The organism is Photobacterium sanctipauli (assembly GCF_003026495.1).
Classification (GTDB): Bacteria; Pseudomonadota; Gammaproteobacteria; order Enterobacterales; family Vibrionaceae; genus Photobacterium; species Photobacterium sanctipauli.
Map to the genome: position 1 here is coordinate 25574 of NZ_PYMA01000004.1, position 15083 is coordinate 40656.

General features: G+C 44.1%; 12 protein-coding genes. 5 read left to right on the forward strand and 7 right to left on the reverse strand.

The features are described 5' to 3' along the window. Positions 1–97 precede the first annotated feature (97 nt). Entirely contained in the window at positions 98–637 is a 540-nt protein-coding gene (locus C9I98_RS08600; protein WP_036820349.1) for a hydrolase, read from the reverse strand. A gap of 134 nt (positions 638–771) precedes the next feature. Beyond that, positions 772–2316 (reverse strand): glutamate synthase-related protein, encoded by a 1545-nt coding sequence (locus C9I98_RS08605; protein WP_107271861.1) that lies wholly within the window; start codon positions 2314–2316, stop codon positions 772–774. A 250-nt stretch (positions 2317–2566) separates the two neighbouring features. Here C9I98_RS08605 and C9I98_RS08610 point away from each other — a divergent pair, with 250 nt between their 5' ends. Both C9I98_RS08610 and ppiC read left to right on the forward strand, forming a co-directional pair. Next, positions 2567–3256, forward strand: coding sequence for a VC0807 family protein (locus C9I98_RS08610; protein ID WP_036830879.1), 690 nt, complete (start codon positions 2567–2569; stop codon positions 3254–3256). A 153-nt stretch (positions 3257–3409) separates the two neighbouring features. Continuing rightward, on the forward strand, positions 3410–3691 hold the full coding sequence (ppiC, locus tag C9I98_RS08615; RefSeq protein WP_036830875.1) for a peptidylprolyl isomerase PpiC: 282 nt from the start codon (positions 3410–3412) through the stop codon (positions 3689–3691). 88 nt (positions 3692–3779) lie between these two features. Here ppiC and C9I98_RS26440 read toward each other — a convergent pair whose 3' ends face one another. The 4 genes from C9I98_RS26440 to C9I98_RS08630 form a co-directional block, all read right to left on the reverse strand. Continuing rightward, positions 3780–4073, reverse strand: coding sequence for a hypothetical protein (locus C9I98_RS26440; RefSeq protein ID WP_146153867.1), 294 nt, complete (start codon positions 4071–4073; stop codon positions 3780–3782). Positions 4074–4149: 76 nt separating this feature from the next. Continuing rightward, complete coding sequence (locus tag C9I98_RS08620) at positions 4150–4464, reverse strand: hypothetical protein (RefSeq protein WP_051902628.1); 315 nt, start codon at positions 4462–4464, stop codon at positions 4150–4152. Positions 4465–4584: 120 nt separating this feature from the next. Continuing rightward, positions 4585–5762, reverse strand: a protein-coding gene (locus tag C9I98_RS08625) for an IS3 family transposase (RefSeq protein ID WP_107271862.1) whose coding sequence is annotated in 2 segments (ribosomal slippage) — positions 4585–5504 and positions 5504–5762 — 1179 coding nt in all. Because the reading frame shifts where the segments join, the coding sequence is not laid out codon by codon here. A gap of 42 nt (positions 5763–5804) precedes the next feature. Then, positions 5805–7148, reverse strand: coding sequence for a winged helix-turn-helix domain-containing protein (locus C9I98_RS08630; protein ID WP_107271863.1), 1344 nt, complete (start codon positions 7146–7148; stop codon positions 5805–5807). Between the two features lie 361 nt (positions 7149–7509). Here C9I98_RS08630 and C9I98_RS08635 point away from each other — a divergent pair, with 361 nt between their 5' ends. From C9I98_RS08635 to C9I98_RS08645, 3 genes are all read left to right on the forward strand, one after another. After that, positions 7510–8649, forward strand: a complete 1140-nt coding sequence (locus C9I98_RS08635) for an autotransporter outer membrane beta-barrel domain-containing protein (protein ID WP_051902380.1) — start codon at positions 7510–7512, stop codon at positions 8647–8649. 288 nt (positions 8650–8937) lie between these two features. After that, positions 8938–12549 (forward strand): pullulanase-type alpha-1,6-glucosidase, encoded by a 3612-nt coding sequence (pulA, locus tag C9I98_RS08640; RefSeq protein WP_107271864.1) that lies wholly within the window; start codon positions 8938–8940, stop codon positions 12547–12549. A 155-nt stretch (positions 12550–12704) separates the two neighbouring features. Beyond that, a complete protein-coding gene (locus tag C9I98_RS08645) occupies positions 12705–12956 on the forward strand; it encodes a hypothetical protein (RefSeq protein WP_036819703.1) in 252 nt (83 codons plus the stop codon). 96 nt (positions 12957–13052) lie between these two features. Here C9I98_RS08645 and C9I98_RS08650 read toward each other — a convergent pair whose 3' ends face one another. Continuing rightward, complete coding sequence (locus C9I98_RS08650) at positions 13053–14930, reverse strand: methyl-accepting chemotaxis protein (RefSeq protein WP_036819706.1); 1878 nt, start codon at positions 14928–14930, stop codon at positions 13053–13055. Positions 14931–15083 lie beyond the last annotated feature (153 nt).

Here is a 15083-nt window from a genome sequence, read left to right on the forward strand (position 1 = left end):
CAAAAAAGCCGTGATAGGTCATCACGGCTTTTTTTTCTCTCGCGTTTATCGCGGCATATTTATTAGCTTATAGGGTGTTATTTGGCAGCTTATAGGGTTATTTAACAATGGAGAGGATTTGCTTGAATCGTTCGCCTTCAGCCACTTCTTGTAATTCAAATAACGCCATTTCGGTACAGGTTAACGAAGCACCGACTTGTTCTAGTTTATTTAAAGCCACTTGTTTGTTTTGCGCTTTTCTAGAAGACACCGCATCGGTAACGACTTCGACGTGGTAGTTTGCGTCAAGCAGCTGGCGTACCGTCTGATAGACACAAATGTGCGCTTCAATACCGACGATAAGCACGTTTTGGCAGTTGGTTTGCTCTAATGCTTCTAAGAATTTTGGCTCTCGGTAACAGCTAAAGCTGTTTTTTGCGATTGGTTGGTGATCATGGAGGTGATCTGCTATTTGAGGAATGGTCGCGCCGAGCTTCTCAGGAATTTGTTCCACCCAGACAATAGGCAAATCAAGGATCTTTGCCCCTTTCACCATGGTCTCTAGGCTGTGAAATAGTTCATCGCGATTATCCATGATTTGCGCAAGTTTACCTTGTACATCGACAATCACGAGTGCTGTGTTATTGGCATTTAGCATTGTTGAGCCCTTCTTATAATAAGTCTTTCAACTGTAAAAGATTTATTCACTACTACACAAGGTATTCAGTTGCATAGTGTTATCGAACTCAACATTCCGAAGACAAAAATTTATCCGCAAAAGGGCAACAAAGCTTAATCTCGTTGCTTAAATCCAGAGTACTCAATACCTGCTAGCCTTGCCATATCGTGGTGCCAAGTGGCTAAGTCTTCTTTATTGAATTGGTTCAGGTGATGGTGTCCACAGGCTCGTGCCATGACTTGCATGAGTTCTGTTGAGGCCATAAAGAAGTTATGTAACTGCTTGGCAGCTTTTTCAGGGGTGAGTTTTTGTCGTAAATCTTTCTTTTGCGTAGCAATACCCGCCGGGCAGTTATTGGTATTGCAAATCCTTGCGGCAACACAGCCAATGGATTGCATTGCACTGTTTGCTACTGCAATCCCATCGGCACCAAGTGCGAGTGCCTTCACAAAATCACTGGGTGTTCTGAGGCCGCCAGTAATGATTAATGTGACATCGTTAGAAACGCCTTGTTTATCCAAAAAATATCGAGCTCTCGCCAGAGCGGGGATAGTTGGCACACTGATATGATCACGAAATAGTTGAGGAGCTGCCCCCGTACCACCACCGCGACCATCTAAAATGACATAGTCGGCACCGGCTTCAAGTGCAAAGCCAATATCCCGCTCTATGTGGTTGGCACTTAATTTAAAGCCGATAGGGATGCCGCCAGTAATGGCTCTTACATTATCGGCAAAAGCAGCAAAGTCGCGTGTGGTCTTGAGATCGTCGAATGTTGGAGGGGATATTGCATCGACACCCTCAGTTAAACACCGGGTTTTGGCTATCTTACCGACATTCTTGGCTGCTGGCAGATGGCCGCCTGTTCCCGTTTTCGCGCCTTGGCCCCCTTTAAAATGAAAGGCTTGTACTTTCTGTAGTAGCCCTTCATGGTATCCAAACTTCGCGCTGGCAAGCTCATAGAAGTATCGGCTATTGGCTTGTTGCTCTTCGGCCAGCATACCGCCTTCACCGGAACAAATCCCCGTACCCGCTAGCTCTGCACCCATGGCCAACGCTGTTTTTGCTTCTTCAGATAAAGCACCAAAACTCATGTCAGAAACAAACAAGGGAATATCAAGCACCAGCGGTTTTTTTGCTTTAGGACCAATCACCAGCTCAGTGCCAACGTGTTCCGATTCCAATAGGGGCTTTGTTGCCATCTGTGCGACCATAATTTGAATGTCGTCCCAATCAGGTAGCTGGTAACGGGGTACCCCCATCGCGGTCATAGGGCCATGATGGCCTAATTTGCTTAACCCTTCTCTGGCCAGCTGGTGGATAAAGGCAACCGTTGGTTCTTCATGGGTAGGTTCAGCGATTGGCATTGCTTCCGCAGTTTGAATAATGCCGGGACCTTCTTTCCCTATGGCTTTTTCGTCAAACTTCTTGTGGGTACCATCGCAAAAAGGTGCGTTTGCTGTATGTTTGCAGGCACAGAGGTAGGCTTCTTCATCGTTATCTGCCTTAAATGGGAGAGGGGATAATCCGGTACCTTGGTGTGAGCCATCGCAAAAGGGTTGTTTGTTAGAGCGACCGCATGTGCAAAAGTAGTATTCATTTCCTTTTTCTAACGCCACTTTCATTGGTCTGTTATTAGCAACAACGGGTTTAGCCATGACTCACTCCTAGTCTGCTACCGAAAAGGTATTGCTAGAGTATGGAAGATATCGGTCAGTTTTTCCGCTAACAGATTGGTATCAAGATAAATTTGAAAGAGGATAGAGGTGTCAATTACACTGATAGTATTCATTGGTAGACAGTGACTGGCACGTTATTTTAATGCTTTGTAACGGTCAACCACTTTACAGCGAGCGTTTTTCCATGAACAATGCGGCTGTGTCACAGTTAGAAAACGTTGAAGAGATTATGACAGAAAAAAAAGCGAGCCCGTTTAATGACCTGATTTTTAACGTCATTGTTCCCTCTATCGTACTGATGAAGCTTAGCGGCGATGAGTACTTGGGTTCAGTTGGTGCGTTAGTTGTCGCTTTGGCCTTTCCTGTTGTATTTGGTGGCTATGAGCTAATCAAATACAAGAAATTTAACTTTATCTCTTTGTTAGGTTTTGTCAGTGTACTGCTGACAGGGGGCATTGGTCTTCTTGAGCTTGACCCGAAATGGTTAGCAGTGAAGGAAGCCTTAATCCCAGGTTTGATCGGTGTTGGTGTGTTTATTTCAACCTTCACTAAGTTTCCGGTAGTGAGCAAGCTTCTGATTAACGACACAGTGCTGAATATGTCACTGATTCATGAGAAGTTAAGTGAACGCCAGAAGCGACCTCAATTCGAGCGTAGCTTGGTGGTTGCTAATTACCTGTTTGCGAGTACGTTCTTGTTCTCCTCAATCATGAACTACGTGTTGGCGAAAGTGATCGTGACCAGTCCATCTGGTACTCAAGCATTCAATGAAGAACTCGGTCGCCTGACTTTGGTCAGTTATCCGATGATTGCGATTCCATCGATGATCATGATGATGGGTATCTTCTATTACATGTGGCGTCAAATCCGCCAGATGACCGATTTGGAAACCGCTCAGATCTTAAAAACTGAAGGTTAAGCGTTACACCCAAGTAAATTGGGTATAACTACTAAATATGCCAAAAACCAGCCTAAGTGCTGGTTTTTTTGTTTCAATAACCTGTCACTAACGGATACGAATCTGACCAAAGCTCCGTTATAATGTGCCCAAAGTTAGTATCAAGGTAACACTATGGCTTCTACAGCAGCAGCGCTTCACATTCTAGTGAAGCATAAAGAACAAGCAGATGACATCCTCAAGCAACTTAAGAAGGGTGCTAAATTCCAAACACTTGCGAAGAAGTATTCGACTTGTCCGTCTGGCAAGTGTGGCGGTGACTTGGGTGAGTTCCGTAAAGGTGCAATGGTTCCTGCTTTCGACAAGGCTGTTTTTTCAGGAAAGGTACTTGAGCCTTTAGGTCCGGTAAAGACCAAGTTCGGCTACCACATCATCAAGGTACTGTATCGTACATAGCAACGTGATGAAGTTAGTTCCAATCGACAAAGAGCGCCTGCTGGTGCTCTTTGTTTATCTGCTTTGTGTATATATAACGCGTAAAACTTTAACGAGACAACGGGTAAACATTCGAACGGGATTGGCGGGGATCAGACCAAGCCAGGATTGCTGAGTATTGTCGTTGAATAAGATACAACCATGCACAGCATGCGGTGGCGATAACAAGCATCCACATTCCACCTAATGGTGTAGTTGAAGTTGTAAGTAAGAGGATGGCAAGTGCTATCGCGCCAAAGCATAGGGCGACGAGGTATGGGTAGGTAATAGAAAAGAAGCTTCGAAAGTGAAAGAACATTTGGAATATGACGCTTTTGAGAGCTTTGTATACCTTCGAGCTCATAGACACTCCTTAATCTCATCGGTTATTAACAATAACGTAACATCGCATCAGAGAAGATTAAAGGGGGGTTGGCAATTTACTGTGCGTAATTACCTAAAGGGTTTGGGCACTGCTCTTCAGCAAGCTTCATAACCTCTGCTTGAAGTTGCTGATCTCGGTTAATGTGTGGGTACTTTTCTTGAAGCTTCTCCATGCAAAGCTGAGCACTGTTAATCACACTCATGAGTTTGTCTTGTGCCTCGGTTACCGTACTTAAATCACCGGAGCTTTGTGCTTCAGAAAGCGCAGCTATGACAGTATCAGCATGCTGGTAGGGTTCAGCCAGGCAGTGGCATACATCGGCCGCTGCTTGAACAGTATCATCTGCAGCTACGACAGATAGACTAAACATCGTTGTACCTAATAAGGAAATTAGTAGCCTCATTTTGTGTACCATGATTGACGGTATGTACACTTAGTATATACCGTTGCTTGCTATCTGCTTAAGGGGCTGTTGTCGCGCCTGTAGTGGTCAAGTAAAACTGGCCACAGTTTTAGAGTTTAACCAGAACCGTCGCTCTGATTCATTGGGTGTCAGCCCACCATTATAGTGATGCGGCCTAAGCTGGCTGTAATAGCCGATAATATATCGAATGACTTCTTGCCGAGCTTCAGCAAAACTCTTGTAGCCCGTTTCTGGAATCCATTCTGTTTTCAAGCTTCTGAAAAAACGCTCCATTGGGCTATTGTCCCAACAATTCCCGCGTCTCGATAAACTTTGTTTTATCTGATAACGCCATAAAATCCGGCGATAATAGCGACTCGTATAATGACTGCCTTGATCGCTGTGGAACAGAACACCTTTAGGTTTCCCTCGTGACTCATAAGCCATCGAAAGAGCCTTTGCTGTGAGCTTGCTATCTGGTGATAAAGACATCGCCCAGCCGATTGGCTTGCGGGCAAATAGGTCTATAACAACAGCTAAATACATCCAGCTTTTTCCCGTCCACACGTAAGTCACATCACCAACCCAAACCTCATTAGGCGACGCAACAGCAAATTGCCGAGAAAGGTGATTGGGGATTTCAATGTGTTCCTTTGTCGCTTTCTGGTACTTATGCTTTGGTGATTGACAGCTTACTAACCCCATAGCCTTCATCAGTTTACTTGCTCGATAGCGAGACAACTTAATACCCTGAGTTGTGACCATATCAGCAATACTTCTGGCTCCCGCAGAATTATTGCTGGCAGCGTGTGCCTCTTTGATTAAACAGTGTAATTGAACACCTTCTGGTGCAATGACCTTCGGTCTTTTACGCCAATATTTATAACTACTTCGATGGACGCTGAACACTTCACACAGTGTTTTTACACTGTAGCTCTGTCTGAGTTTCTCAATTATCGAGAATTGTTCAGAGAGTCCGACATCAACAGAGCTGTAGCTTTTTTTAATATTTCGTTGTGCTCTTCGAGGCGAGCTAGCTTCTTTTTTAACTCACGAATTTCAATTTGTTCTAGTGTCATCGGAGAAGCCTTTGGTGAGGAGCCTTGTCGCTCTTCTTTTCGCTGTCGTACCCACCTATCCATAGTGGAGTTACCAACATTCATTGCTTTGGCGGCTTCCACAACGGAGTACCCTTGGTCTAGAACTAGCTGTGCAGCTTCTAGCTTAAACTCGGGACTAAATGTTTTTCTGCTACGTTTTGTCATATTGTCACCTGTTTGCTTCTGAGTTGATAATATCACCTCTAATCAGGTGGCCAAATTAACTATGCCACTACAGCCTTCCTCGCAGTCTGGATTGATACCGATTAACAGTTTAGGGCATAGGAAAGACTGGCCAAATAGCTTTTGAAAGCTAGCGCCTTTACTGGTGTATTTTTGGTACCAGATGAACCCATAATCTTCTGAGAACCAAAGCATTAGTTCCGGTTCAGCATAAAGTAAATAGTTATCATACGGTGTTTCTTCTCTATATAAATCAACCGTATAAAGCTCAATCTCCCCCGGCGGGTTGACGCCTAGGCGAGATTGCTCTTCTTCACTAATGACCCAATAAAAATATTCAGGCGTCGTGGTTAAAGAGGTGATGAACGGATCTTGCTTATTGTCATTTAGCTCTATCTGACCGCCTCTGAAAGAGGAGGTGATAAATTTGGTACCGGTATTGTTTAGGCGGTAAGCGATACTAGTGAAAGTCCAACTACCGTCCTTTTTTTGATGGACAAAATGCTGGGTGAGATTTTTAGAGAAGACCCCGTCATCCAAAAAGTGATTGTACGACTTTGCACCGGGTTTAGTCTGAGTATCGGCATGTAAAACTTGCATCGAACCTAAGTTTTGCAGCTCTTTATCCAGTAAAGGCCAAAAGCTATTGATGTCATGGTGTTTAAAGCTGATCGCGTGGGAGGTGTTAGGTATACAACCATTCTCTCCTTTATTACAAATAGCAACGGAATAATACTCATTTGATTTTGCCACAAAGAGCAACTTGTCGCTTATCTTGGTTGGCTTAATATACGTATCGGTATAATTGACTAAATATTTTATGTCATCTTCAAACTGGGATAATAATACGATGGTATTGTTTTCATCATCATGCTCAATATGATAATTGTATGATGTATCTTGATTAAAATAGAAATAGCTTACTGTTATTACACCAATAAGGATTAAGAGCAGGGCCGCCAAATCAAAGGGGCGTCGTTTGCTATCGGAAATGGCTTCTTCGGTTTCAGCAGTAAGATCTTTGACATCTTGACTGGTAATGTATCCGCAGGTGTTAACTTTATAACCCAGCTTAGGGATTAGTTCGATAAACTCGCCTGTCTCCTGTTCTTGGAGTTTGATTCTTAGAGTGCGAATAGTTTGAAACAGAGACGTCGTCGCAACTTCCTTGCGAGCCCAACCTGCTTTAAGTAGCTCTTCTTTGGGTACCATGCTGGGTGATGCGACAACGAGGGCGTTCAGTACCTCTCGTTCAGCACGGTTGAGTTCGATATGCTGTTTTAGCGTGAAAAGGGACTTGTTCTCCAAGTCAAAGAAGTGACTCTCACCAATTTTAACGATGTTTCCTTCGGGGGTATTTTCCGTCATATACGTGCTCGAAAATCACTACTTATTTAGCCAGTTCAGCTATTTAATTACATTAATTTTAGCTGCTAATTTTGCCATATATTAAGGGATTGTACTATATCAGTAGCGACTACTGGCGAAATAAAGCTCACACTTGTTTCAGTTAATGATTGGTTTGTTAACAAAAATAAGTGCTGATGATTAATTTTGCGACAAGAGGGGCTTGCCTGCCTTTCTATACTTAAACCCAGATTAAGCAATACCACTTTCATATTTTGATTATTAGAAGAAAGTGTTGAAATTTGGGGGCGTTATGCGACAGCCATTTAATTATGTGTGTCATGGTTCTGCTTGTGTGCTTTTGTTATTCAGCCAAGGTGTAATGGCTAATAATCCAGACTCGAAAGGCTCGATTTCTAGTAAAATTTCAAATGAAGTTTATGCAGCAGTGTCTGACTTAATGGTCATGGCCAATATGGTTCGAGGGGATAAAATCGACAGGAAGCACTACGAGAAATTAAAAGGCAAACAACCAAACTCACTGCGCTCCATTGCTATCAATGAGCGAAGTGCAAGTTATCGGGCGTCGAACAAAACAAGCTCGTTTTTAACCAGTCAGCCTGCCAAGCTTAGCGATACTGCATTCTATTACGATAGCGAACCAGCAAGGCTAGATACGTTTATCCGAATGGATAGCAACGCTATCAATGACAATGCTTCGTTTCATAAGGGAAGTGAGCAAGAGCAGTATGGCTACTCACTCACACTCGGCGGCGATTACCTTTATGATGAGCATTACCTTTTTGGCTTAACGCTCGGTTTACCTTTTTATAAGCCGCTAACGGAAGGCTCTGAAAATGAAATTGACGGCATGATTGCGTCAGGCTATTTCAGTTACTTTCATGATGCTTGGTATGTTGACTTTACTGCGAGCTATGCGGTGATGGATACGGATATTGAAAGACAGGTAACGCTATACAGTGATACTGTCATTAACAATGCCAATGAAGCAGATTCTGATATATGGGTGTTTTCTGTCGGTAGCGGTTACGTGTTTAACTATAACTATTTAAATATTGCATTGGAAAGTAGCCTGCAATACACACTTTCAGACACCGACCGCTATTCTGAACGTTCCTCGGTATCAAATTCAAACTATGTGATTTCCAAAGTTGATAATGTTGATGCGCTTGAATCAACCATGCTGATCACTGGCTTAAGCATCTCTCACCCATTGCGCACACCATTTGGGGTGTTCCAGCCATATGCAAGAGGCTATATCCATTACGATATTGCTAGTGGTAATGAGCGGATAATCTCCCAGTTAAAATCAAATCATTCCGGGAGTATTTTACCGATTGTGGTTGAATCCGATGACAACCTGTATGGCCGTATTCATTTAGGCATATCGGGTGCATTCAATCAAGACTGGTATGGGTACGCCGAAGCTAGCCAATTGGTTGAGCATGATGATTTATCAGCATATACCTTGTCGGTTGGCTTAAGTATGGCCTTAGATTAATAACACAACGGCTATGACTTTTGAGCACTTATATTATGTATAGAAATCACCGCATAATTAACCACCAAGTGTGATCAAAGCATTAAATTGTAAAGAAGGTAGGGTCAAATACTCAGGTATACAAATAGTGATATACAGCCAAAACAATAGCTTAATGGCCGTATGATTACAAATTAAGTGCATTAGGTCACAGTATGTAGTGCATTAGGTTCAGTATGTTTCCAGCCATAAAAATAAACTCAAATTTATTACTTCCCCTAATAAAATTATGAGTCTAAAGGAAACATCGTGAACTTTAATTTATCTGCGGTTGCCAAAGCCGTTATTCCTCTGTGTTCAGCTGTAATTCTTGTCGGTTGTAATAGTTCTTCATCCAGTGATGATTCGACTGACAATGGCGGTAAATTCGTACCAATTAGTGATACGCAAGCTGCTATCTACTTTAAGAAAGATCCAACCCAAGCCAAAAGTACGGGTGCTAACTACGATGGCTATTCACTCTACGTCTGGAATGATGACCAATGCGCTAGTTACAATGGCGACGATGTGAGTTGGGATACAGGCTTACCAGCCGATGGTGTCGATGAAGAACTTGGCGCTTATTGGGTGATAGACCTGAACAAAAGCGACTCACAGTGCGTTAACTTTATTCCCCGTGATGCGGATAATAATAAACCACTAGGTGATTACGACGCCAAGCTTGACTTGGAGCAGGTGCACGACGAAGGTAACTACGTGTTTACTCGTGAAGGTATCGCTGCTGTTTTCCCTGAATACATCCCGCCGCTACCAGCCAATACGGCACGTGTGTACCTGAATATGGAAGATGATGATATTTCGGGCATGACATTGCATGTTTGGAATGATGCTACTTGTGATAGCTTTGCTGGCAATGATACCTCTTGGGATGCAGGTTTACCGATAACAGGTACTAGTGAAACATATGGTGGGTATTGGGACATTGCGACAAAAGAGGGAAGCAAGAAGTGTATTAACTTTATCCCTCATCGTGGTGAAGAGAAGCCGTTGGTAGAAAATACTCAGCTTGATTTAGAAGCAGCAGCCAGTATTGGCAATGTTGCTTTTACTTTTGAGGGGAGCTCAACGGTTTATTATACCCCTATGACATCATTGCCTAGTGCCGTTATGAGCGGGGCATCAGCTCATTGGCTGACACCTGATGTTATGGCATTACCGGCTGGTGCAAGTACTGTTGAACTGCTGTATGCGAAAGAGGCTGGCATTGAATATGACAGCGGATCTAAAGCATTTAAAAATGTTGATACTGTGATTTCTGGTGAGAAAACCGATAACCAGTCTTGGGTAGGTTCGTTCCCTCACTTGGCAAACCTGGAAAGCTGGGAGCTAGATTTAGAAGGGCTTGACGTCAAGAATTTGCTGAAAGGGCAGTTAATAGCTGTTGCTTATGATAGCCAAGGTGCACCTGAACTGATTACACAAGTGCAGCCAGCTGGCGTGCTAGATGCTATCTACACCGGAGATGGTGGTAGTGCTGAAGCCCAGTCTTACGGTGCAATCATCACTGATGATAATAAAGTGGACTTCACGCTTTGGGCACCAACAGCACAGTCTGTTTCTGTAGTGAAGTACAACAGTGAAAAAGTGAAGCAAGCTTCGCTGCCAATGACTTTTAATGAGCTAAGCGGTGCTTGGCGCATAAGCAGTGATGAGTTTGAATTTGGTGATTACTTCCGCTACCTGATTAAAGTTTACCACCCTGTGAGCCAAGAAGTGATGGAGTACGAAGTCACTGACCCATATTCGTTGAGTCTGTCAATGAACTCTGAGTTCAGCCAGGTTGTTGATTTAAACGATCCTCGTTTGAAGCCGGATGAATGGGATGCTCTACAGCGTCCAATTGATCAAACCAACCCTGGTCAGTTCGTCATTTACGAGGCGCATGTGCGTGATTTCTCGGCACTGGATGAGTCTACAAACGAAGCTCACCGCGGTAAGTTTACCGCATTTACGCAGCCTGACACTGTACCGGTTGATCACCTTAAATCACTGAGCGCAAGCGGTGTCACGCATCTGCATTTACTGCCGATCTTTGATATTGCCACCATTAATGAAAACCCAGATGAAGTAGCCAACATAGATGAGCCTTTCAGTAAGCTTTGTGACGTTAACCCAAGCGTTAAAGAGTCGAAATTTAAAGCTCATTGTGAGAGTGACTCATTGATTTCTGAAGTGTTTACAGAAATCAAAGCGGAAGATTCTGCAGAAAATCCGGTAGTACAAGAGCTTAATAGCTATGTAGCAAGTACCGACAGCTTCAACTGGGGGTATGACCCATTCCATTACACAGTGCCAGAAGGATCCTACGCGACTGATGCCGAGGGCACCGTTCGTATTAAAGAACTTCGCGAAGCGGTAATGTCAATCAAGCAATATATTGGCATGAATGTGGTAATGGATGTGGTGTATAACCATACCAATTCGGCGGGCCCGCATGCTCGTACCTCGGTATTGGATAAAGTTGTACCTTGGTACTACCAGCGCTTAAATCCGGTAACCGGTGGTGTTGAAACTTCGACTTGTTGTTCTAACACGGCACCAGAACGTGCGATGTTCGAGAAGATGATCACCGATTCGCTGGTGGTATGGTCACAAGATTATAAAATCGACTCATTCCGATTTGACTTGATGGGTCACCACCCATTGGATCAAATGGAGCGTTCATTACAGGCCGTGAAGAAAGTGGATCCGAACACGTACTTCTATGGCGAAGGTTGGGACTTTGGTGAAGTTGCGGGCAATGCGCTGTTTACTCAGGCGACTCAGCCAAACCTAGGGGGCACTGGTATCGGTAGTTTCTCTGACCGTTTACGCGATGCCGTACGTGGTGGTAGTCCGTTTGACAGCGGCGAGGGTATCCGAAGAACACAAGGCTTTGGTAATGGTATTTATGTTAAGACCAATGACCTTGCTACAGCGAATGACGAGACGAAACAGCTTGCGCTTCACTACGCTGACCTAACTCGCCTTGGTATGGCGGGTAACTTGAAAGACTTCATGATGATTGACTCGAAGGGCAAAGCTGTTCGTGGTGATGAAGTGGACTACAACGGGGTGCCTGCTGGATACGCGGTGGATCCTTTCGAAGTGCAAAACTACGTGTCGAAGCATGATAATCAGACGTTGTGGGATAATAGCCAATATAAGACTGCTTATGATGTGACAGTAGAAGATCGCGTACGCATCCAAGCGGTGTCACTTGCTACTGCAATGCTAGGGCAGGGTATGCCATTTACTCATATGGGATCTGAGTTGCTACGTTCAAAATCAATGCAGCGTGACTCATACGACTCTGGTGATTGGTACAACCTTGTTGATTTTACGCTGAATGACAATAACTGGGATAAAGGCCTGCCGCGTAAAGATAAGGATGGCGATAACTACCCGATTATCGAAGACGTGATCGCAGGTGCAGGTTCAGAGGCTGAAGTTGGCAATACTGAAATGACTCAGATGGTTGGCTTCTATAAAGAGCTAGCACAATTGCGTAAAACCTACCCATTACTGGCACTACCAACCGGGGAAGATGTGAAAGACCGTGTTGATTTTCATAACACGGGTATAAATCAGATTCCGGGCTTGATAGTGATGTCGGTTGATAACGGTAGCACGGTAGCAGCTGACATTGACCCAAGTGTTGACGCTGTTGTGGTTGTGATTAACGCGACACCAAGTGAGATGACTATTCCTGCACCGAATAATGCGGCGCTTGTGTTGAGCTCTGTACATACGTCAGATTTAGCAACTGGTGCCGAGGTTGTTGACGGCAAGATGGAAGTGCCGGCATGGACACCGGCTGTATTTGTTATCAATCGCGATGGTGATCGTGGTAACGGTATTCCTGTGAATATCAAGAAATAACGGTCATTGACCCTTACCTGATTAAGCCCTCGCAAGAGGGCTTTTTTCGTTCAGCTGCTCTAAGGGAAATGCCATTATTAATATAGCGTTCATGACTTGTTCATTTTCACTGGTGTACATTGAAGCCAAGTAATTAAGAGAGAGAAAAGAATACGATGAAAAACGTCATTACTAGTGTTGTCGCTCTTGTGATTGGCTTCTTTACAGTGATGTTTGCAGCCGTGGTGGGGCTATTTATTGGAATTGCAGCACTGATTGCTAAGCCATTCGTGAAGAAAAAAATCAAAACCGCGTACGAAGAGGCAGCAAAACAGCAGGCTTATCAGCAAAATGGTACGACTATCGAAGGTGAGTTTGAAGAAGTGACGCCACAAACGTCATCACGTTCGAGCCAAACAATGGCGTAAAGTCGGTGGAAATGAAATTCAAAAGAAAAGCGGCAGTCTTGTGACTGCCGCTTTTTCATTGCCAGTTACCAACGACGATGGCGGTGGTGAACGTTTTTAGATTTTGAACTTATTCACTTCATTGCCCAAGTGTTCAGCAATATCGTTAAGCTCTTGTGATAATTGCTGAGACTCTTTGGCTTCGAAAGAAAGCTGATCAGAAACATCATTAACCGCTTGGGTGTTTCGGCTAATCTCTTCAGCAACAGCACGTTGCTCTTCAGCGGCACTTGAAATTTGGGTCGCCATATCAGAAATATGCTGAATAGATGCCGTGATCGCTTCAAGGGCTAGGGTCGCATTGTTAGCTTCCTCGACACTGCCTGTGGCTAAGTCTTGACTCTGCTGCATAGTTTCAACGGCATTGTGAGTGTTACGCTGTAGCGTTTCAATCATGCCGCGGATTTCTTCTGTCGAACTGTGTGTGCGCTGTGACAGAACACGCACTTCGTCTGCAACCACGGCAAAACCTCTGCCTTGCTCGCCAGCTCGTGCAGCCTCAATAGCAGCATTCAGCGCCAAGAGGTTAGTCTGCTCAGCAATACCTTGAATAGTAGAAAGAATCGCGTTGATACCTTGTGCGTTATTTTCTAGTTCCTTGATGATGCTTGCGGCATCTTGAACATGGTTTGCAAGGTAAGTGATTGACTGTTGGTTGCGGCTGATCACTTCTTTACCGTCGTTGCAGCTCTTATGTGAAGCAACCGCTGCGCCAGCTGTCTGTTCAGCATGACTGGCAACTTCTTGTGCGGTGGCAGACATTTCATGAATTGCCGTAGCGATTTGGGCAATTTCACCGACTTGCTGCTCTAGAGCCGCACTGGTCTTAACTGATACATCGTGGCTAGTTTTCGCTTGTTCAGACAGGTGTTCGGTCGAACCAGAAATGCCAGTAACAGACTTATGTAGTTTTTCTATGAATGCGTTGACGTAGGTGCCTAGGCGACCAATCTCATCATTGTTATCAAAATCAAGTCGGTGAGTAAGATCGCCATTGCCCTGTGACAAATCTTTCATCGCATCAGCAAGGTGATCAAGTGGCTTTAACGCACGACCAATAAGTACTAGGGCAGCGCCGATGACGACAATGAGCTGTACCAAAGTAGTGATTAGAGAGTTGAATAATGCATCGTCAATGTGAGCAAATGCCACATCAGCATCAAGTACTAACGTAAAGTACCAATCCGTATTCGGAATTTGCTGAATGTTAACAAGGCCAGACTGGCCGCCCATCATCATTTCGGTTAGCTCTGGCTTGTTGCTCAACTGCTTGATGAAAGTTTGGTTTAACTCAGGGCTAACGCGTGTGGCATCTTGAAGGGTTAATGACGAGTCAGGATGGGCAATAACCTTACCATCACCACTCAATAGCATTGCGTACATGCCATTTTGGTTTATGGATAAGATTTCATTGATCAGACCGGTAATGGATGTATCTGCAGCAATGACGCCTTGACCATGCTCAGCTTGAAATTGCTCTGCAAGTGTCACGACTAGCTCACCGCTCGATGCATCTACGTAAGGCATAGTAACGATGGTGCTGTTACTTGCCATCGCTGCTTTATACCAAGGACGATGGCGTAAGTCGAAACCATCAGGAATGGTGATATCACGACTAAACACGATGTCACCGTTTTGCTTGCCAGCATAGACAAGATCAAAGCCACCAGCATTCATCGCTTGCTGAAGTTCAGCAATGGGAGTGGGTGACTGATTAAATCCGTTGACTGCCGATTTGGTTATTAATGCTTTATTCGATAGCCATTGATTGATCGAACTAACAGTCGACTGACTTAATGAAGAAGCGAGTTGCTGTGTAGAGCGGTTGGCATCAGCGTTCAGGCGTTCACTGGTTAACCAAGTTTGGATGGCTGATATAAGCAGTATAATGACTGCGAATGTCAGACAAAGTTTATTCTTTATCGAAAGGTTCAAACTGCACTTCCTTTACAAGCGTTGTGTTTCTTTTGATCAATGATCAGGGCTTTGCATAAAAATTTGAAGCGTGAAGTTTACTTGTGGTTTTGGTACTAATGAATGTAATTATTTTGACTTTCGTCACATTTTTGACTTTTTTGACACTTCTTA

Excerpts from the sequence above, each read along its gene's own strand:
- C9I98_RS08600 (WP_036820349.1), bottom strand. The coding sequence starts at position 637 with ATGCTAAATGCCAATAACACAGCACTCGTGATTGTCGATGTACAAGGT.
- C9I98_RS08605 (WP_107271861.1), bottom strand. The coding sequence starts at position 2,316 with ATGGCTAAACCCGTTGTTGCTAATAACAGACCAATGAAAGTGGCGTTA.
- C9I98_RS08610 (WP_036830879.1), top strand. The coding sequence starts at position 2,567 with ATGACAGAAAAAAAAGCGAGCCCGTTTAATGACCTGATTTTTAACGTC.
- ppiC (WP_036830875.1), top strand. The coding sequence starts at position 3,410 with ATGGCTTCTACAGCAGCAGCGCTTCACATTCTAGTGAAGCATAAAGAA.
- C9I98_RS26440 (WP_146153867.1), bottom strand. The coding sequence starts at position 4,073 with ATGAGCTCGAAGGTATACAAAGCTCTCAAAAGCGTCATATTCCAAATG.
- C9I98_RS08620 (WP_051902628.1), bottom strand. The coding sequence starts at position 4,464 with ATGTTTAGTCTATCTGTCGTAGCTGCAGATGATACTGTTCAAGCAGCG.
- C9I98_RS08630 (WP_107271863.1), bottom strand. The coding sequence starts at position 7,148 with ATGACGGAAAATACCCCCGAAGGAAACATCGTTAAAATTGGTGAGAGT.
- C9I98_RS08635 (WP_051902380.1), top strand. The coding sequence starts at position 7,510 with ATGGCTAATAATCCAGACTCGAAAGGCTCGATTTCTAGTAAAATTTCA.
- C9I98_RS08645 (WP_036819703.1), top strand. The coding sequence starts at position 12,705 with ATGAAAAACGTCATTACTAGTGTTGTCGCTCTTGTGATTGGCTTCTTT.